At 68.4% G+C, this 17,360-nt stretch carries 12 protein-coding genes; 2 read left to right on the top strand and 10 right to left on the bottom strand.

What is annotated here, in order from left to right:
• Positions 1 to 1,167 precede the first annotated feature (1,167 nt).
• From KGQ19_RS15785 to KGQ19_RS15750, 8 genes are all read right to left on the bottom strand, one after another.
• Positions 1,168 to 1,527 carry a hypothetical protein gene (locus KGQ19_RS15785; protein WP_212009912.1) on the bottom strand — a complete coding sequence of 120 codons (360 nt, stop codon included), beginning with the start codon at positions 1,525 to 1,527 and terminating at the stop codon, positions 1,168 to 1,170.
• Between the two features lie 445 nt (positions 1,528 to 1,972).
• Positions 1,973 to 3,235 carry a S53 family peptidase gene (locus tag KGQ19_RS15780; RefSeq protein ID WP_212009911.1) on the bottom strand — a complete coding sequence of 421 codons (1,263 nt, stop codon included), beginning with the start codon at positions 3,233 to 3,235 and terminating at the stop codon, positions 1,973 to 1,975.
• 14 nt (positions 3,236 to 3,249) lie between these two features.
• Positions 3,250 to 5,241, bottom strand: a complete 1,992-nt coding sequence (locus tag KGQ19_RS15775) for a hypothetical protein (RefSeq protein ID WP_212009909.1) — start codon at positions 5,239 to 5,241, stop codon at positions 3,250 to 3,252.
• A 492-nt stretch (positions 5,242 to 5,733) separates the two neighbouring features.
• Positions 5,734 to 7,056, bottom strand: a complete 1,323-nt coding sequence (locus tag KGQ19_RS15770) for an NAD(P)/FAD-dependent oxidoreductase (RefSeq protein ID WP_212009907.1) — start codon at positions 7,054 to 7,056, stop codon at positions 5,734 to 5,736.
• A gap of 218 nt (positions 7,057 to 7,274) precedes the next feature.
• Positions 7,275 to 8,021, bottom strand: coding sequence for an alpha/beta fold hydrolase (locus KGQ19_RS15765; protein WP_212009906.1), 747 nt, complete (start codon positions 8,019 to 8,021; stop codon positions 7,275 to 7,277).
• A gap of 152 nt (positions 8,022 to 8,173) precedes the next feature.
• Positions 8,174 to 10,198 carry an ATP-binding protein gene (locus tag KGQ19_RS15760; protein WP_212009905.1) on the bottom strand — a complete coding sequence of 675 codons (2,025 nt, stop codon included), beginning with the start codon at positions 10,196 to 10,198 and terminating at the stop codon, positions 8,174 to 8,176.
• A 73-nt stretch (positions 10,199 to 10,271) separates the two neighbouring features.
• Entirely contained in the window at positions 10,272 to 10,838 is a 567-nt protein-coding gene (locus tag KGQ19_RS15755) for a hypothetical protein (protein ID WP_212009904.1), read from the bottom strand.
• An 85-nt stretch (positions 10,839 to 10,923) separates the two neighbouring features.
• On the bottom strand, positions 10,924 to 12,291 hold the full coding sequence (locus KGQ19_RS15750; protein WP_230418718.1) for a carotenoid oxygenase family protein: 1,368 nt from the start codon (positions 12,289 to 12,291) through the stop codon (positions 10,924 to 10,926).
• A 63-nt stretch (positions 12,292 to 12,354) separates the two neighbouring features.
• On the opposite strand from KGQ19_RS15750, the gene KGQ19_RS15745 reads away from it, so the two are divergent.
• Entirely contained in the window at positions 12,355 to 12,963 is a 609-nt protein-coding gene (locus KGQ19_RS15745) for a PadR family transcriptional regulator (protein ID WP_212009901.1), read from the top strand.
• A 78-nt stretch (positions 12,964 to 13,041) separates the two neighbouring features.
• On the opposite strand, the gene KGQ19_RS15740 is transcribed toward KGQ19_RS15745, so the two are convergent.
• Positions 13,042 to 13,824 (bottom strand): SDR family oxidoreductase, encoded by a 783-nt coding sequence (locus KGQ19_RS15740; protein ID WP_212009899.1) that lies wholly within the window; start codon positions 13,822 to 13,824, stop codon positions 13,042 to 13,044.
• 212 nt (positions 13,825 to 14,036) lie between these two features.
• On the opposite strand from KGQ19_RS15740, the gene KGQ19_RS51900 reads away from it, so the two are divergent.
• The gene (locus KGQ19_RS51900; protein WP_438801866.1) at positions 14,037 to 15,557 is read left to right on the top strand and encodes a GMC family oxidoreductase; all 1,521 of its coding nucleotides are present in this window, start codon (positions 14,037 to 14,039) and stop codon (positions 15,555 to 15,557) included.
• 72 nt (positions 15,558 to 15,629) lie between these two features.
• Here the strand turns inward: KGQ19_RS51900 and KGQ19_RS15730 are convergent, their stop codons facing one another.
• A complete protein-coding gene (locus tag KGQ19_RS15730; RefSeq protein ID WP_212009897.1) occupies positions 15,630 to 17,333 on the bottom strand; it encodes an AMP-binding protein in 1,704 nt (567 codons plus the stop codon).
• Between the last annotated feature and the right edge of the window lie 27 nt (positions 17,334 to 17,360).

The raw sequence follows: 17,360 nt of genomic DNA, 5'->3' as shown, positions 1-17,360 counted from the left end.
TACTGGCGGCGCGGCAGTGCCGAGGGCGCGTATTCCGGGCTGGCGGGTGCAGGTGTGGGCGCGGGCTCGCGTGGCCGCCAAGATGGCTGCCGCCGGATAGCTGATTGGCCTGGCCGCCATGGCCGATGCTGGCGGATGGCATGGTCTGCCCGGGGGGATGTTGGCAGTCGGCGCCTGGCTGCTGCGAGCACAACCAGTCCATTACCGCATAAGGCATATCGGATACCGGGTACCGGACCGCACTCGGGCATGTTCTCGACCAACTCCCCACCGGCCCGCCGCCACGCCCTCACCGGCAGCCGTATCAACCAACCGGTGTCCTCGTTCCCTGCGTTTTGTATTTCTCCGGCTGGTTTTCGGTTCGTTCCCCTCGGTCGCGTCGGCAGGGCTTCGCCTACAGTGCCGGTGGCCGGGGGTCAAGTTCGCGCCATACGAAACCGCCGCCTACCTGCATGTCCGCCGCGCGCGGACTTTACCCCCGGACACCGGTGCTGTACCCCCCGGGCTGACGACGCGACCGAGGGGAACGGACCGCACCACCCCACAAACCGCCGCCGCTGAGACCGACCCGGCCACCCGAGGGAACCGCGCTAGTTTCCCTGAGGTTGCCGAGGCCCGCCGGAGGCCCGGCCCTTCACCACAGCTCTTGACCTTGACCTTGACCTTCAGCTCTTGATCTTGCCTGTGCCCTTGCTCTGACTTGCTGGAGTTGAAGAGGCCTGAGGTGGGGCGGGGTTGTGAACGCGGGAACCGGCAGCCGACAAACACACCCGCCGACCCGAACCCCGAACCGGTACAACTATGACCGAAGGCCGTAAAAATAGCCTTTCAACCCACACCCCAACCGCAACCCGGCCCACAAACGCCAGCCCCAGCAGACTCCACCCGCCAACGGATCCCGCCCGCCGACCGACACGTCACGAACCACGTCGCGAAAACTCCCGGGCAAACGTTGCCTGATACAGTACTAGCCGTGGTGCGCGAGGACCGGTCCTGGCTCAGTGCCTCGTGCGGCGCCACGGCACTGCACAGGCTCCACGGGATCGCCGAATCGGCCTACCCCCAATGCTGAAACGGGAAGTCCCGACCGCGACAAGTCGGCCCAGTTGACCGTGAACCCTGTGGGGCTCGGAAGCGCGATTGCGCCTGTGACCCGCACATGGGGCTCTAGCGTCCGGCTCCGGTAACCGCCAGCGCGGTGGTCCAGTCTGCCGCGATCGCCTGCTGTGCTGCCGTGAGCGTTACCTTGTGTGAACACACGGCTTTGTGCAAGGCGTTCTCAACGGTGTCCTTCGGGTTGGGGAGCGGGCCCGGCTCGGGCCACAGGTTCGCCGTGTCGTTGCTGCCGCCGAGCTCAAGGCTGACTAGATGGTCCAGTTCGCTGGGGGTGCTGTTAGCGATCCCGTATGCGGCATACATGGCACGCTTGATTTTGTCGGTCGCGGATGCCGGCGGCCGGACCTTCGTGGTGTACCCGGAGCTGCATATGGTGGAGTCGATGTTCGACTGCGTTATCGCATCGTCCACCGCGCCTGGGGTGCAGGCCTGGTCGGGCCGGTACGTAGTGGGGCCGCTGCCGGTCATGTGGCAGTGGAGCCCGGCCGGGACGGTACCGACCTGGCCCGGTGCGAGACGGGACCGGACGAGCGGTGAGTGTGTGCCGGCTGCTGTTGTGCTTGTAGCCGGTCCGGTGCCTGGTGTGTTGTGGGTGGCGGTCGATGAGTGGCTGTTGCAGGCAGCGCAGAACGCTGCGATGGCTGCGCAGGCGGTGAGGGTCTTACGCATGGTCGTCAACGATTACTCCTTCGGCCAGGGCCATCACGTGCGCCGAAGGTCTCGTTCGAAAGCTTCAGCGACTCCTGCCTATACCTCGAACGCTGACTCCAAACCGTTTTCGGGGCGGTAGTCACGCCTGTCTGAAAAAGGGGCCGACACAGAAGGTGCCGGCCCCGTTCGAGCTACGGATGACAGATCAGAAGGCTGAGAGTCCGTTGGGCGTGCCCATGCCGGTGGGTCCGTCGTAGCCGGCGACGGCGTTGCACTGGTAGTCGCCGCCGCAGTCTTGGAAGGTGACGTTGTTTCCGCCGACCACGTCGTTCAGCCCGCTCTGGGCTGTCGGTGCGTAGAACGGCGAGGCGTTGTTGTATTTGGCGGGGTTGCCGGCTAGAGCGATGACGCCGGCGATGAAGGGTGAGGAGGCGCTGGTGCCGCCGACGATGTTCCAGCCGGAGGGCAGGCCTTCCAGGTCGGGGGTGTCGGTGACGTAGATGGCCGGGCCGGTGTTGGGGTCGGCGTCGGCGGAGACGTCGGCGACCATGCGGCCGGGGCAGTTGGGGTCGGTCTGCCAGGCGGGCTTGTCGACCCAGGCCGAGCAGCCGCTGCCGGCGCCGCCTCCGTTGCCGCCCCAAGCGGTCTCGGACCAGCCGCGGGTGTTGCCGGCCTTGGTCAGTGAGGTGCCGCCGACGGCGATGACGGAGGAGAACACGGCCGGTGCGTTGGGAATGCCGTAGCCCTGATCGCCGGAGGAAACGGTGATCGCGACACCCGGGTGGTTGTAGTGGGCGGCGTCGCTGGGGGTGATGCTGGATTCGGTGGCGCCGTAGCTGTTGGACACTTCCGTCGCGCCGAGCTTGACCGCCGTGTCCACTGACGAGCCCAGGTCGGTGTCACTGGCCGATGCGGCTGTCACCAGCAGGATCTTGCACTGCGGGCAGGCCGCCGAAACCATATCCAGGTCCAGGGCGATCTCCACGCCCCAACCCTGATCCGGCGGCAGCGGGGAGGCCTTGCCGGTCTCGTTCACCTTGGAGAAGCAGCCGTTGGCGGTGGTGCACGCCGGAAGGCCGTAGGTGGAACGGTAGACCGCCAGGTCCGCCTCAGCCGTCGGGTCGTCACCGGCGTCCACGATCGCAACAGTCTGGTTCGCGCCGCCGATGCTCGGCAGGTTGTAGGCCGAGTGCAGGTCCGCCGGACCGAATCCGGCCGGCACAGTGGCAGCGGCCGTGTTCGCGGTACCGGTGTGGCCGACGTGTGCGGGCTCATGCACGTCAGTGCGGATCTGCGCGAAGCACCGGTCGAAACCAGGCTTCGCCACACCGCACACGTTCTTGACATTGCCTGCGCCAGTGCTCTTGGTGGTGGCGTTCGCCGGCGCTACCGCCGCCGCGATCGTGCCGACAGCCAGAACAGCAGCCCCCGCCACAGCCAGCAGCCGATGGCTCCCTCTTCGATTCATGATCCTGATCCCCTTCAGCCGATGGTGTAGGCGTTGGCGACGGTCTGCGTGATCGAACCGCCCAGCGTGTCGGTCGCGGTCACCTTCAACCACGGCGTGCTGCCCTTGGCACCGTTCTTCCACAACGCCACAAAGTGGTTCGCCCCGGCTGGAACCACCGAAGCGGCCGTCCACGTCACACCCTTGTCGTAGGACACTGACACGGTGGCGCCGGTCGCGGCGGCCGTCGCACCGGCACCGTTGTAGCTCTGGTGGCCGACCTGCAGGTCCAGCGCCGCCAGCGGGCCGTGGCCGGTGTTGGTGTCGTCGGTGGCCAAGTGGTAGTCCAGGTTGATCACCGGCAGGATCGAGCACGGCGTGGTACCGGTGCCCTGCGCGTAGCAGGGGTCAACGGCCGGCAGTGTCCACTTCGGGTCCGGGGCCGGGGTGTAGGGCACCGTGATGTCGGTGTGGCTCACCGTGGACTGGGTGATCGGGAACTGGCTCAGGTCCTGGTCGTAGACGAACCGGTAGGTGCCGGGCTGCTGGGCCTGGCCGGTCAGCTCGGTCCCGAAGGTGTTGTCCTGTGAGAACACCTGGTTGCCGTCGCGGTAGGCAGTGAAGTGGCCGGTGATCGGGCCGAGCGGATCGCCGAGGGTGTCCGGCGAGCTGTCCTGGTACGGGGTCAGGGAGAGATCGACCGTGCCGCCGTCGGCGCACGCGCGGCAGTGGATGGGGCCCTGGTACTGGCCGGCCTGCGGCGTCAGCGGACCGCGGCCCCAGGTGCGCCAGGTCTCGGTGTGCCCGGCATACGCCGGGTCGGTTGCCTGCAAGATGAGCTCGGAGGGAAAACCGCCGGTGTAGGGCGGGGAATCGGTGACGACCTCGCGGATCCAGTTCCCGTCGCCGACCGCGCCGACGTACTCGGTCAGGCTGCCCGGAGACGTCACGGGTCCGCCGACGACATTGGAGAGGAAGTCCGGAGAGGACGGCCCGGCCATGAAAATCCCCCGGTGATCGGGGTTGTTCGGGTCGCTGACCAGGGTGTTGTGGACAGTGGTCAGAGTCGAGGGGTCGACCTTGTAGGTCTGGTTCGCATCGATGTGGTCGGCGGCCGGGAACATCACGTCGTAGCGGTAGGGGTCGGCGGTTCCGGCCGGACCCGCGGCGCCCCAGCCGACCAGCTGGTACTTGAAGCCGCCGAACCGTGGCTTCGCCGTGGGGCTGACGTAGGTGGTCCCGGTGCCGACGGCGGACGACATGAGGTAGCTGTCACTACCGTTGGCGTCGACGCTGTCGTAGTACAGGAAGCTGCTGTCGTTGGTCGCCGGTCGCGGTGTCGTCGCCTGTACTTGGGCGGTCGCGCTGCGCTCGTCGGCGGTCAGCGTGGTCGTGCCGTCGCCGGTGACCGTGACGTCGAGTTGGGTCACCACCCACGTCTTCGCAGTCTGAGTCGTGGGGTCGTAGCTCTGGAACAAAGTGTTCGCGGTGTAGTGGCCGGCCGGCACAGCGACCCGAGCCACCCCGTTGACGAGCGGGACGGGCAGGCCCCACCGGTTGACGTCATCGACGTCGGTCAGGAACGTCATGCCGTCGGCGGCCGTCCCGTCCAGGCCCACGCCGTTGATCTGCAAGGTGCTCAGCGGATAGTGCGGCACCACGGTCGGCGAACTCCCCGTGCTCAGCGCCGCGATCCGATACCGCGACGCTACGAACTGGTCGGGCGCGGCCAGCACGGAGTCGGGGATGACATAAGTGTGGTGCCCGTCCGGCGCGTAGCGCAGCGACGAGACGCTGCGGCCGTCCGGCCCCAGCACCGCGGTGGTCGCCTCCGGACCGGAGCCGGTGACGAGCACCCGATCGCCGTCCGGCAGGGTACTGATCTGCGTGGTAGTGGTCGGCAGCGGCGATGCGGCCGGACCGGTTTCGGACGGCGCCGCACCGGCCGCGGCGGTACCGGCGGCAGTGACCACGCCCAGGGCCATGGCCGCCACCAGGGTCGGGACACGGCGGGAAAGTACTAGCACAAGCAGTTCCTCCAGATAGTCACCATGGCCCCGGCGCTCGGGTGTTCCCCGCGCGCGAGGCCATGTGCTGTCTGTGTTAAGACCACGTCGGGATACCGAAACGTTGGCCCGAATCATGAATGCGTACCCTGACTTGGCGCCGGGCGGATCAGGCAGCGCCGGGCCCGGTACCTGTCGGCACGGGAGTCGATCGCGAGCGTCCGGGCACGGGCCATGGCCCGAGCAGCGCGCCGAGGTGGCCGACGTATATACGGAGTTGTTCACTTCGGCGTCGTCGAGATAGGACAAGCGTGCGGATCCGGCGGCGATCCGGCCGCCTCCGGAGTGGCAGGACTGCGCGCCTCCACCTCCTACCTGCCCCACCCGCGATCGGCCGAGGTCCCCGACCGACCGCCTCGCGTTCTGACCGGGCCCTACCCGCACGAACTCGCCGCCAGTGACGATCGACTGAACCCGCGCTCAGCGCTCAACCACAACTCTCGCCCGGTGGTGCTAGCGGTTCGGGCCGCGGGCCACGCGCCACGCGGTTCCGGGGGCTAGCAGCTTGTCGGGGGAGTCCAGAAGGTTCAGGACACGGAGAAACGCTCGTGCCACATCCGCGTCGTCGGCGGCGACCCGGTACAGGCGGCCCAGGTACCGGTTGATGATCCGGTTCTGCAGTGGGGCTTCGACCCCGGATTCCGGGTGTCGCATGTCGGATCCGGCGGCGATGGTCCATGGGATCTCGATGATTCGCGCTGCTTTCCGGAAGAACTCCTTGGCCGTGTCGCCGGATTCAGCCGAGACGACGTCGCGAAGCAGAAGCGCTTCCATGGCGGCCACGGACATTCCCTGGCCGTACACCGGGTTGAAACTGCACAGGGCGTCGCCGATGACGAGGAATCCCTGGGGGAAGGAGCCCAGCTTCTCGTAGTGTTTGCGTACGGTGCTGGGGTACCGATTCTTGATCGGCCCGTCGATGAGGGTCGCGGTCGGCAGGAAGTCCGCGAACGCGCTGCTCGGCAGCGATGCGGCGAAGGCGGCGAGGCCGGAGGCGTCGTCCGGCGGGCGCTCGCCGAAGATGCCGCCGGTGCTGAGCACGAATCGATCGCCCTCCACGGCCATCAGGAAGCCGCTGCGTCTGGAGCCCGGGTATGCGCTGATCGACGTCCCGACCGGAAGGCTTTCGTGGTGTGGTTCCCGCTTGAAGTGCCACGTCACGTAGCTGATGTCGACGTTCAGCCGGTGCTCCGGCGGTTCTGGGTAGCCGAGTTCCTTCAGCCAGACCGGAGCGCGCGAACCCCGGCCCGTGGCATCGACCACCAGGTCCGCCTCGATCACCGACGCCGACGATCCGTCCACGCGCGAGATGACCCCCACTCCGGTCACGCGGCTGTTGTCGGGCGTGGTCACCAAGTTCATGATGTCGCAGTTGTCGATGAACGTGACGCCGGGCAGCTTGGACACCCGCTGTCGGACACCGAATTCGACCAGCGGCCGGCTGGCGGCGACCCCGATCAGCCCGGAGGGGTCCGGCCGCAGGAGATGTCCGTCGATGTGCCAGTGGATTCCCGACTGGATGTCGCCGCGGATGCCTCCCGCCGCGACGAGATCGTCCTCGAAGCCTGGGAAGAGATCCTCCAGGGCCCTGAGGCCGCGCGCCAGCAGCCCGTGTACGTGTCGCCCTTGAGGGATGCCGCGCCGGTCCTCGGGCCCGGCAGGGAGCTGATCCCGCTCGATGATCACTACTGACTCGAAGGTGTCCGAGAGGGCTCGGGCTGCTGTGAGGCCGGCGATTCCGGCTCCGAGGACGACGGCCTGTCTGGTTTTTCCCATGGCGGGAACTGTGCGCCGACGAGGCGATCAACGAACAGGCCAGTTGGCGGCCGATTTCGCTCGATCCCTGCTCACTCTGTGCTCATCCGGCGGGAGCGGGGTCTCCGGGGGCGCCGAGGCGGCGTCCCCGGAAGGCCGCTGGTCTCTCCGAAGCGAGTTCGCATCATCCAGGTGGAACTTCGCTGTTGTCCAGAGGCTGCGGCGGCGTTGCCGCGCAGCTATGCGACAGTCGTATAGAACTTGTTCAGGGCTGCGGCACCCAATCGGGGGTTCTGCAGCATCCACCAATGCCCAAGCCCTTCGAGGCGGGCCTCCTGGGCGCCGAATCGCAGGGCGGCGCGATGTGCCGAGTCAGGGCCGCCGACGTACCCGTCCTCGGTGGCGTTGATGACCAGGCCTGGCCGGCGCTCGGCGGTGTCCAACTCGATGCCCCATTCGGTGAGCTTGGGCTGGAGAGAGGAGCGGTACAGGGTCAGGATGCACGCGCCCATCGCAGGAGTGCCGGCCAGGGCCAGTTTCCGGGCGGTCTCGGCATCTGCGCCGAATCCCACCCAGCTCTCGATTCGGGCCTCCAGCGGGGCTCCGAACATCTCGGCGATCGCCGCCTCGCCGACCCCCGGGGTCTGCCAGGCCTGCGCGAGGTCATGCCACACGTAGGCGGGGTCGGTGATCCCGGCCATGTCGATACACCACGAACGGATCAGATCGGGCCGGGTCGCCGCCACGCGCAGCACGTGCCCGCCGCCCCAGTCGTGCCCCACAAGGTCGACAGGTCCGTCAAGCGCTTCCAGGGCATCGATCAGCCAGGCGAGATAGCCGTCGCTCGTCGCTCCAAAGCCCTCCGGGACCGGAGCTCCGAATCCCGGAGGCGACAACGTGATCACGTCGTCGCGGTCGAGTTCGCTACGCAGTCCTTCCCAGATAGTGTCGGCTTCTGGGACGCCGTGAACGAGAACCAGTGGCATTGCGTACTCCTATGAATAGTCCAGCTGCGGTCGACCGGAGCGTCAGGCTCGTCGCTCCGGTCCCAGCGTCGTCGCCGGTGTGCTCATCGGCCAGTCCGATCGGTGCTCATCCGGCGCTCAGTCTCAGAATGCTCGCAGTGGCGCGCCGTCGCTCATTCCGTGTCCAACTCGATTTCCCAGAGTCGCTCGCACACCGCGGTCACCCCCGCGGTGAGGTGGCGGCGGTAGGTGCTGAACGGGAGTTGCAGCCGTTCGGCCGCGGCCTCCTGGGTCGGCACCCGCTGTAGATAAGTCGTCCGAACGGCGCGGTGCTGTTTGGGGTAAGGATCGGCCAAAGCCTCGACGGCATCGGTGACCAGGGTGCGCAGCGCCGGTCCGTCCTCGGCCAGCCGGGTCGAGCACAGGGGGTTCCCACGCAGGGCCGTGATGTCCGCCAGATCGCGCAGCGCGGAGCGGACGGCTGTGTCGAACGTGTCTCGCGGCAGAATCCGAGACCCGGGCGGGGCGGGTTCGAGCTCGCCGGACACCAGCTCGCCGGAAAGCCTGTCGAGCCAATCGTCGACTGGCCGCACTCGCCAATCGTGGCCGAACAGCGCCGTCCTTTGGCGGCCGACGCGGATGTCGAGGGCTATCGGCTCGTGTTCGACGGCGGTCATCTGCGGCCGCCAGAACTCGGCGTCGACGGCGGTCATGAACGACCACGACACGCGGCGGGCCCGCAGCCACTCGGCGGTGGACCGGGTCACCATCAGATCCACCGCGGGCGACGTGCGGCCGGCGGAGGCCGGGTCGACGGCGAACCGGGACACGGTGATGTGTTCGCCGGCCCGGGAGGGGCTGTGTGTCTGGACGTGCTGCCACGCCGCGGCGACAACGGGGTCGGCCGCGATCTCCTCACCGTCCGGGCTGTGGAGCCGCAGCCAGGCCATGAACGCGATCACCTCGTCGGTCTCGACGCGGCGATACAGACGGAATCCCTCAGGCTGGCGCGCCAGCCAGAATTCTGCGAGGCGCGCGGACTCGGGGCCTTCGGCCTCGCACGCCAAGCGGAGTACCGTCGCGCGGTGCTCCGGCCGGTAGACGTCCTCGTATTCCCCTCCGCCGCCCGTCCAGGTGACGTAGTCCGCGACGCCGCTGCCGGTGCGGTACAGATAGATCAGTGAACGGGTGACTTCCATGACCGAGTTCTCCGGCGCCGAACGGACCCGGTCGACCAGGTAGGTGTGAAGTCGCTGGAGCAGAGCGCCGAACCCGCTGGGATCACGCCAGCGCAGATCGGCGATGAGCGGGTCGCGGACGACGTCGTGGGGGAAGACGCCGTTGCGGCCCGACTCGGTGAACGGCAGTCCGTACAGCCAGTCGAACAGCTCCTCCGCCGACGATCCCGCGATCTCACGGAGCATCTCCAGCGTCGTCGTCTCCACCAGCGCGCAGGCCTCAAGTACCCGCCGATGCCCATGCGATGGCACCTCGCCGACCAGCTGACTCAACAGGACCCGGACCATGTCGCGGTCGGACGCCCCAGTGCCCCATCCTTCGTATTCCCCGGCCGCGGCCTCCGCCGCCAAGGTCAAAGCGAGAGGATGGCCCCCGGCTGAGGCGAGTATTCCCTTGTGGAACGCCGGGGCCACATTCCTTGTCGCCACCAGAGCGCGGGCCTCGTCCGGGGACAGGCCGCCGATGCTGATGACCCGGAGCGCGTCGTTCCAGTCGGGGTCGACGCGCCAGCGTGCGTCCGGCGGCAGCCGGCCGGCGATCACGACGACGGCGTCGAACGGCAGCTGTGGGAGGAACCGGGTGCGCAGCCACGGCTCCAGTCCCTGGCAGTGTTCGAAGGTGTCGATGAGCAGTACGACACCGCCGACGGACATGGCGTCCGCGGCCTCCGCCGAGAACCCGGCCGGGGTCGCCTCCACAGTCCGGCCATCGACCTGCACCACGCGACGCCCCGCGGCTCGCGCGTCATCGCCCAGGCGCCGCAACAACGTGGTCTTGCCGATGCCGCCGGGCCCGTGCAGGTAGAGGACTGAGAAGGTGTCCTCGCCGCCTTCCAGGGCGGACCGGAACAGGGCGCGTTCAGTCGCGCGGCCGACGAAGGTCCGTTTCCGTGCGCTGCCAAGCCGATCAGCAAGGGTCCTCGCTCGATCGGTGACCACCGGACCGTGCCAGTGATCCATCTGATTCCTCCTGGAATACCGCGCTCGGGTTTGGAGATCGTCGTCGGCCGGCGTCCTTGCCTCGGTTCGCGACTCAGGACTGGGCTGGGGCGGCGGCGGCCTGGCGGGCTTGGAGCGCGCGGGGGTACCAGCGGGTGAACGTTGCCGGGATGAGGAATCCGACCACCTGGCAACCGATCCGCACCAGGGTCGGGCTGTGCGTTTCCTCGCAGACCGCGACCACCGCGGCGGTCACGGTGAACGCCGCGGCCCAGACCGTGGTGATGATGGTGTTCACGCGGAGGAACTGGGGGGTGTCCCAGAGCTGGGGCGGGGCGTTGCGGCGGGCGATGCCAAGGGTGAACGGGCGCCCGACGCCGATGGTGGCCCAGGCGGTGAGCGCCAGCCAGCCGAAGGAGAGCGCGCCGTCGTAGCTGTGCAGGCCCGAGTGCGGGGTGGCGAAGGCGACGCCCGTCAGCACGACGAAGTAGCCGATGGTGCTGATCTCCAGAATGAGAGCGTCTGCTGCCATACCCGCGCGGTGGCTCAGTGCCACGACGCGGACCCCGAGCAGGAGCCCCGCTATCGCAGCCCACTGCCAGCTGGCGCTGGAGACGGCGGCGTACACGATCCAGGGGGCGAAGCCGCGTAGGTAGCTCATGATCTATTGCCTCTCGGTGAGGTTCGATGTGCCGGATCTGTCGGGGCGAAGCCGAATCCACTGCCGGCCGCGTCGGCCTGGTGGATCACGGCTGGGGCAGCCAAGCGCCGTGGAAGCCGGCCGGTACGCGTTGGGGGAGCGGGACGGCCGCGGTCAGGCGCAGATCGGCGGCGTCCAGCACCTGGAGTTCCGAGCCGCGGCCGGCCCGGTCGGAGACGATGGTGAGCAGCCAGCCGGCGTCCTCCGCGCGGTCGTCGGCGGCGGGGACGAAGACCGCCTCACCCGGGGCCTGCCCCTCGCCGGCGTCATACCTGGAGGCGCTGCCGAGGGTCAGGTCGTACTTGACGACCCCGTCGTCGCGGACTGCGTAGCGATAGCGGCTGGAGCGGCCCACGTGGGCGTCGTTCAGGGTGGGGAATTCGATCGCGCGGTCGTCCAGCGGCTGCTCCACGGCTCGGCCGGTGGCCGGGTCGAGGATCCAGCAGTACAGCGTCGGGCGATCGTTCGGGCTGATTCGCGGCCCACTGCTGTCGCCGACACCGCCGATGGAGCCCCAGGTGCGGGCAAACGCATCGCGGTTGTAGCGGACGGCGTCGAGCTTGATGCGGCCGTCGGGATCCTCGCGGGCGTTGCCGATGTGGAAGACGTATCCGGGCTCGACCTCATACCAGCGCACCGGCGCGTCGCCGCGCTGTTCCATGACTCCGAGACGGGCTCGGTAGGCGTCGTCCCAGCGGTAGGGGATCGTGCGGCCGAGCAGGTGCGGGTCGAAGACGACGGGGAGGTCGAGCCAGATGACGTGATGTTCGGTGATGGCGAAGTCGTGCATCATCGTCGGCCCGGGGACCCGCACTTCGCGGCTCTCCACCAGGCGGCCGTCGGCGGTCGCGCGGTGGTAGGTGAGATAGGGCGGAACGGCGCCGTAGCCGAAGAAGTGAAGGTCGCCGGTGGCGGGGTCCTGTTTGGGGTGGGCGGTCATCGCCGTGGTGAGTCGCCCGCCGAAGTCGAAAGGGCCCAGTGTGTCCAGCTCGGGGGAGACCTCGTAGGGCAGCCCGGTCTCCACCAGGGCCAGGATGCGCCCGCCGTGCCGGATGACGCTGGTGTTGGCCGGTGATACGGCCGGGTCGGGGGAGCCGTCCGGCTTGTAGCGCGGCGCTCCGTCGAATGCCGCGGTGCGGATCCAGCGGTTGCGATACCAGCGAGCGCGGCCGCCTTCCAGGCGGATGCCGTGCAGCATCCCGGGCCCGGTGAACCAGTGCCCGGGATCCTCGCCGGGGCGGGGGTTGGGGCCGTTGCGGAAGTAGCGGCCGTCCAGTTCGGGCGGGAGAGCGCCCCTGACCGCCAGGTCGCGGCCTTCGATCTCGCGGGCCACGGGGGCAACGTGTCCCTGTAGGTAGAGCGGCGGTGTGTCCACATCCCTCTCATTCCATAACTGACATGTCACTGTTGACATGAGCAAGTTAGAGTGACAGCTGTGACCTGTCAACTGTGGAACGTTGAGGTTAGGATGCCTGGCATGAGCCTGAAACACGCGGCCCTCGGGCTGCTCGCACTGCGAGGCGGGGCGAGCGGCTACGACCTGCTCCAGATCTTCGACGGGTCCTTGAACTACGTTTGGCCGGCGACGCAGAGCCAGCTCTACACCGAGCTGGGCAAGCTCGCGGACGCCGAGCTGGTGACGGTCACCGCCGAGGGCGGTCGCGGGCGCAAGGCCTACGCCGTCACGGAAGCCGGCCAGGCTGAGTTCCGGCACTGGATGACCGAGGTCGCCCCCACCTCCCGCAGGCGCAACGACATGCTTCTGCGGGTGTTCTTCCTGGGCCTGCTGACCCCGGAGCAGGCGCGGGATTACCTGCGGCAGCAGGTGGTCGACTCCGCCGAGTATCATGAGCAGTTGCGCGGACTCGAGCAGGAGCTGGCTCAGGACAAGGAATCGCTCTCCGGCTACGGCCGTCTCGCCCTGGAGTGGGGCCTGAGGTTCACGACCATGCAGCGCGAATGGGCGCAATGGGCCGTCGGTCAGATCGACGTGCTGGTCGAGGCGCCAGGTGATGGTACTGACGTTGATGGCACTGACGTTGATGGCACTGACCCGCGGCACGGCGATAGTGCTGACCCGCGGTGACGGTCAGGCGATCGCCTCGCCTGACCGTCACCGCGGCTCCCGCCGCTGCGGGTGGAGCGCGCCTGCCTTAGGCGCCGATCACCAGGTGGAGTCGCCGCGCAAGGCGACGTCCGCGCCCCCGTCGAGGAAGATCGTCTGGCCGGTCATGTGTCCGTTCTGTTCGCCGGCGAGCCAGGCGAGCAGTTCCGCGGCGGCCACGGGCTCATAGGGCCCGCCGAGCGGCATGGGGCTGCCCGCCTCGATCCGTTGCCGGGTCCCGGGGTCGTCGAACAGCCGCTTCAGCAGTTCGGTGCGCACCAGTCCCGGGGCGACCGCGTTCAGTGGAATGCCCGCACCGGCCCAATCGGGAGTGATCGCGTGCCGTCGTATCCAGCGCGACAGGGCGCGCTTGGTCGTGGCGTACACCGGGCCGGCGACGGCTGCCCGGCGCAGGGCTGCCGCTTCCTCGCCGTCGAGCAGGAGGTCCAGCAGTTCCTCGTCGTAGGGGTGGACTGAGGTGATGGACGAGACCGCGACAACCCGCGGCGCCGGGGAGTTCAGCAGCAGCGGGCGCAGGCCCGTCATGGTGGAAATGGCGCCGTAGTAGTTGATGGCGGCGGTCGCCGGCCCGGCGATGTCGACGCCGGCCACGGCCAGGACCGCGTCGACTCTGCCGCCGCTGGCCTCGGTCACCCCTTCGATCAGCGATGCCCGCCCGTCGGCGGTCGACAGGTCGGCGATCACCTCGGCATCGTGCAGATCGGCTCCGATGACCCGGTGTCCCCGCTCTTTCAGCAGCTGGGCCGTGGCTTGGCCGATTCCCGAGGCCGAACCGGTGACGACGTAGGTCCGCGGAGTGTCAGTGGAAGCGTTGTTCATCATGGGCGTCAATCTATCGACGCCAGCGTCAATTCGCAACCGGTCAAGACGGGGATATGGCTTCCGGAACCGCCGAGGACGGCTGGCCTTGAGGGGTTTGAGCTGGGGTAACGCCTGAGATGTGACATCAGTGTTGAAGATTCGACGCGAGAGACGTACAGTGGGCGGGCAAGGACGACCCCGAGCCGCGGACTCGCGCGGCCCATCGGCTAGGAGTGAATGCTGTGAGCGATCAGAACTTCGACGTCATCGTGGTCGGCGGCGGCTCGGCCGGCGCTGCCCTGGCCACCCGGCTGACCGAGAACGGGCACCGGAAGGTCCTGCTGCTGGAAGCCGGCCGCCGCTACGCGCCCGACGAGTACCCCGACGTCATCACCAACGGCGCCCGAGTCGGCGGTGACCAGGACCACGACTGGGGCTACACCGCCGCCACCGGACAGGGCGACAAGCGGATCGCGGCTCCGCGCGGGAAGGTTCTCGGCGGCAGTTCGGGAGTCAACGCCGGCGTCGCTCTGCGGGCGCGCGCCACCGACTTCGCCCGTTGGCGCGGGCACGGCTTGACCGGCTGGACGGATGCCGAGGTCCTGGAGGCCTACAAGAAGCTGGAGACCGTCGACACCGGTGAGGACCGATACCGCGGCCGCTCCGGCCCGTTGCCCATCCACCAGATGCGGTACGAAGAGCTCACGCCGTCACTGCAGGCCTTCATCGACGCCTCCGCGGCCGAGGGCTTCAAGCGCTTGGCCGACGTCAACGGCACCGATCAGAACGGCGTGACCGCCTATCAGCTCAATGTGATCCGCGGCGTGCGTCAGAACACCGGCATGGCCTACCTGAACGACGCGGTCCGCCGCCGTCCCAACCTGACCATCCTGGGGAACACCGAGATCGACCGGGTTCTGACCGAGAACGGTGCGGCCACCGGCGTGGTCACCACCGAGGGCAAGGTCTACAACGCCGGCGAGGTGGTCCTCTCCGCTGGTACCTATGGCAGCCCGGCCATTCTGATCCGCTCTGGCATCGGGCCCGCCGACGACCTGCGCACTCTGGGTATCCCCGTGGTCGCCGACCTCCCTGTCGGCAGGCGCCTGCAGAATCAGCCGTTCTACTTCAACGTGTATGCGCTGCGCCCGGGCAAGCTCGCCATGGATCCGGCCGGCGGGGCGCTGGTGTGGACCGCGTCCAGCGAAGCGGACCCCGGCGAGCTCGACATCCACATCTCAGCCACCCACCTGATCGACCCGAGCTACAGCCCGACCAACGGTGCCATCGTGCTGGCGGTCTCCATAGTCCGCCCCGACGCGTTCGGCAGTTTCCGCCTGCGCAGCCGTGACCCGAAGGAGGCACCGGAGATCGACTACAACTTCCTCACCGAGCCTCGTGACCTTCGCCGGATGGTGGAGGCGGTCAAGCTGAGCCGGCGTATCGGCGCCAGCCCGCTTTTCCAGGAGGTCGCCGAGTTCGAGATGTTCCCCGGGGAAGCTGTCGGCGACGACGCGGCACTTGAGCGTGCCATCCTCGACAACCTCGCGTCCTACGAGCACCCCACGTCGACGGTGCCCATGGGCGGCGACGATGACGAGTGGGCCGTGGTCGACAGTGTCGGAGCGGTTCGCGGCGTCCGGAACCTCCGCGTCGTCGACGCCTCCATCTTCCCCGATGTCCCGTCCACCGCCACCAACCTGACGGCCATCATGACGGCTGAGTACATCTTCCAGCGGGTGTACGGCGGTTGAGCCCGAAGCCGGCCGCGGGGGGAGACGCGCGTTCTCCCCGCGGCCGGCAAGCCGCCCGTGCCCCCGCCGCGGTCATGACCGCGGCGGGGGCACATCGCGCAGTAGTTTGCTTTCGATGTCCTCGCGCAGGGCCTTCTTGGAGACCTTGCCGACATTGGTCAACGGAAGGTCGGCCGTCAACTCGACGCGCTCAGGCAGTTTGTACTTGGCCAGTCCCTGATCGAGGAGGAAGGCGCCCAGCGTCCGCACCGTCAACGGCTGGCTTCCGGGTTCGAGGACGACGTAGGCGCATCCACGCTCGCCGAGGACCGGATCGGGCATGGCCACCAGCGCCGCGTTGGAGACGGCGGGGTGCCGCATCATCAAGTCCTCGACCTCGTCGGCGTGGATCTTCTCGACCCCCCGGTTGATCACGTCCTTGATCCGGCCCTCGATGGAGTAGCAGGTGAGGCCGTCGATGACGTGACGTCGGGCGAGGTCTCCGGTGCGGTAGAAGCCGTCGGCGGTGAATGCGTGCAGGTTGTGCTGCGGGGCACGGTAGTAGCCGCGGATCGTATAGGGGCCGCGCACGCACAACTCGCCCACGTCACCGTCTGGAACCTCGTCTTCCGCGCCGGGAATCAGGATGCGGATCTCGTCTGCGGGGGAGAGGGGTTCTCCGACGGTGTGGTGGCGGACCTGCTCGCTCGCCTCGGCGGGCGTGAGCAGGAACATGCCCTCGGCCATGCCGAATTTCTGCCGTACGGATATGCCCAGCTCGTCGCGCAGCCGTTCGGCGATTTCCGGGGCCAGCTTCTGTCCGCCGATGATGAAGTCCTTCAGGCAGGACAGATCCGCGTCCTTGCTCCGCGGATCCTCCAGCAGCCGGATCGCCACCGCCGGGGGGACGAGCGGCATGACCTGGGGGCGGGTGGCCTCGATCAGCTCCAGCAGGGTGCCGCTGTCCGCTGAAGGTGCCAGCACCAGGGTCGCACCGCTGAGCAGGGCGGGCTGGAGAGCGAGGGAAACCCCTGCGTTGTGCATGATCGGCAAGGGGTAGAGCACCACGGTGCCGGGGTTCCAGTCCAGTTTCCCGGCCCACGCCCGGGAGTTGTACGCGTACTCCACGTGCAAGCGCGGTGCGACCTTCGGCAGGCCTGTCGTGCCCCCGGACAGCTGGAAGACCGCGACCTGCTGCGGGCCGCATCGGTGGTACGGCAGGGCCTGCGGGGCGGCGCCGGCTCCGCGGGCGAACACCTCGTCGTAGCCCACGGCTGATGCGAACGCCGCCCCCCGGGCCACCACGACGTCCTCGACGATCCCGTCGGCGAGCAGAGAGCGGGCATTGTCGGGCAGATGGCCGCGCCCGAAGTCGGCCTGCAGGATGAGGCCGCGTGCGCCTACGTGCCGAGCCAGGACGCTGATTTCGCGTACCCCGTGCTGCGGGAGGGTGCAGACCGGACGCATTCCGGCGAGCAGGCAGCCCAGGTAGGCGACGACGGTCTCCGCCACGTTGCCCATCTGGAACATCACGGCGTCGCCGGGTCGCAGGCTCGTCTTCTCAGGCAGGCCGGCGGCGAACTGCCGGGCCGCATCGAGGAGCCGACGGTAGGTCCAGCTCCCCTCCGGGGTGATGAGGGCTGTCTGCTCCGCGTGGGTTTCCGCGGCGGCCACCAGTTCTGCCGGCAGAGTCTGACCGGACCACAGTCCCGCTGCCCGGTAGCGGGCGGCGAACGCGGCCGGGTAGGGGACGAGCCCGGCCGCAGCGACGTCGTCGTCCAGGGGTGTTCTGTCCATGGTCCACAATCTAGCGCCGCCCGATCA

It is taken from the genome of Catenulispora pinistramenti (assembly GCF_018274385.1).
GTDB lineage: Bacteria > Actinomycetota > Actinomycetes > Streptomycetales > Catenulisporaceae > Catenulispora > Catenulispora pinistramenti.
The sequence above is the reverse complement of the archived record's forward strand: the minus strand, read 5'-3'. Positions and strand labels throughout refer to the sequence as shown.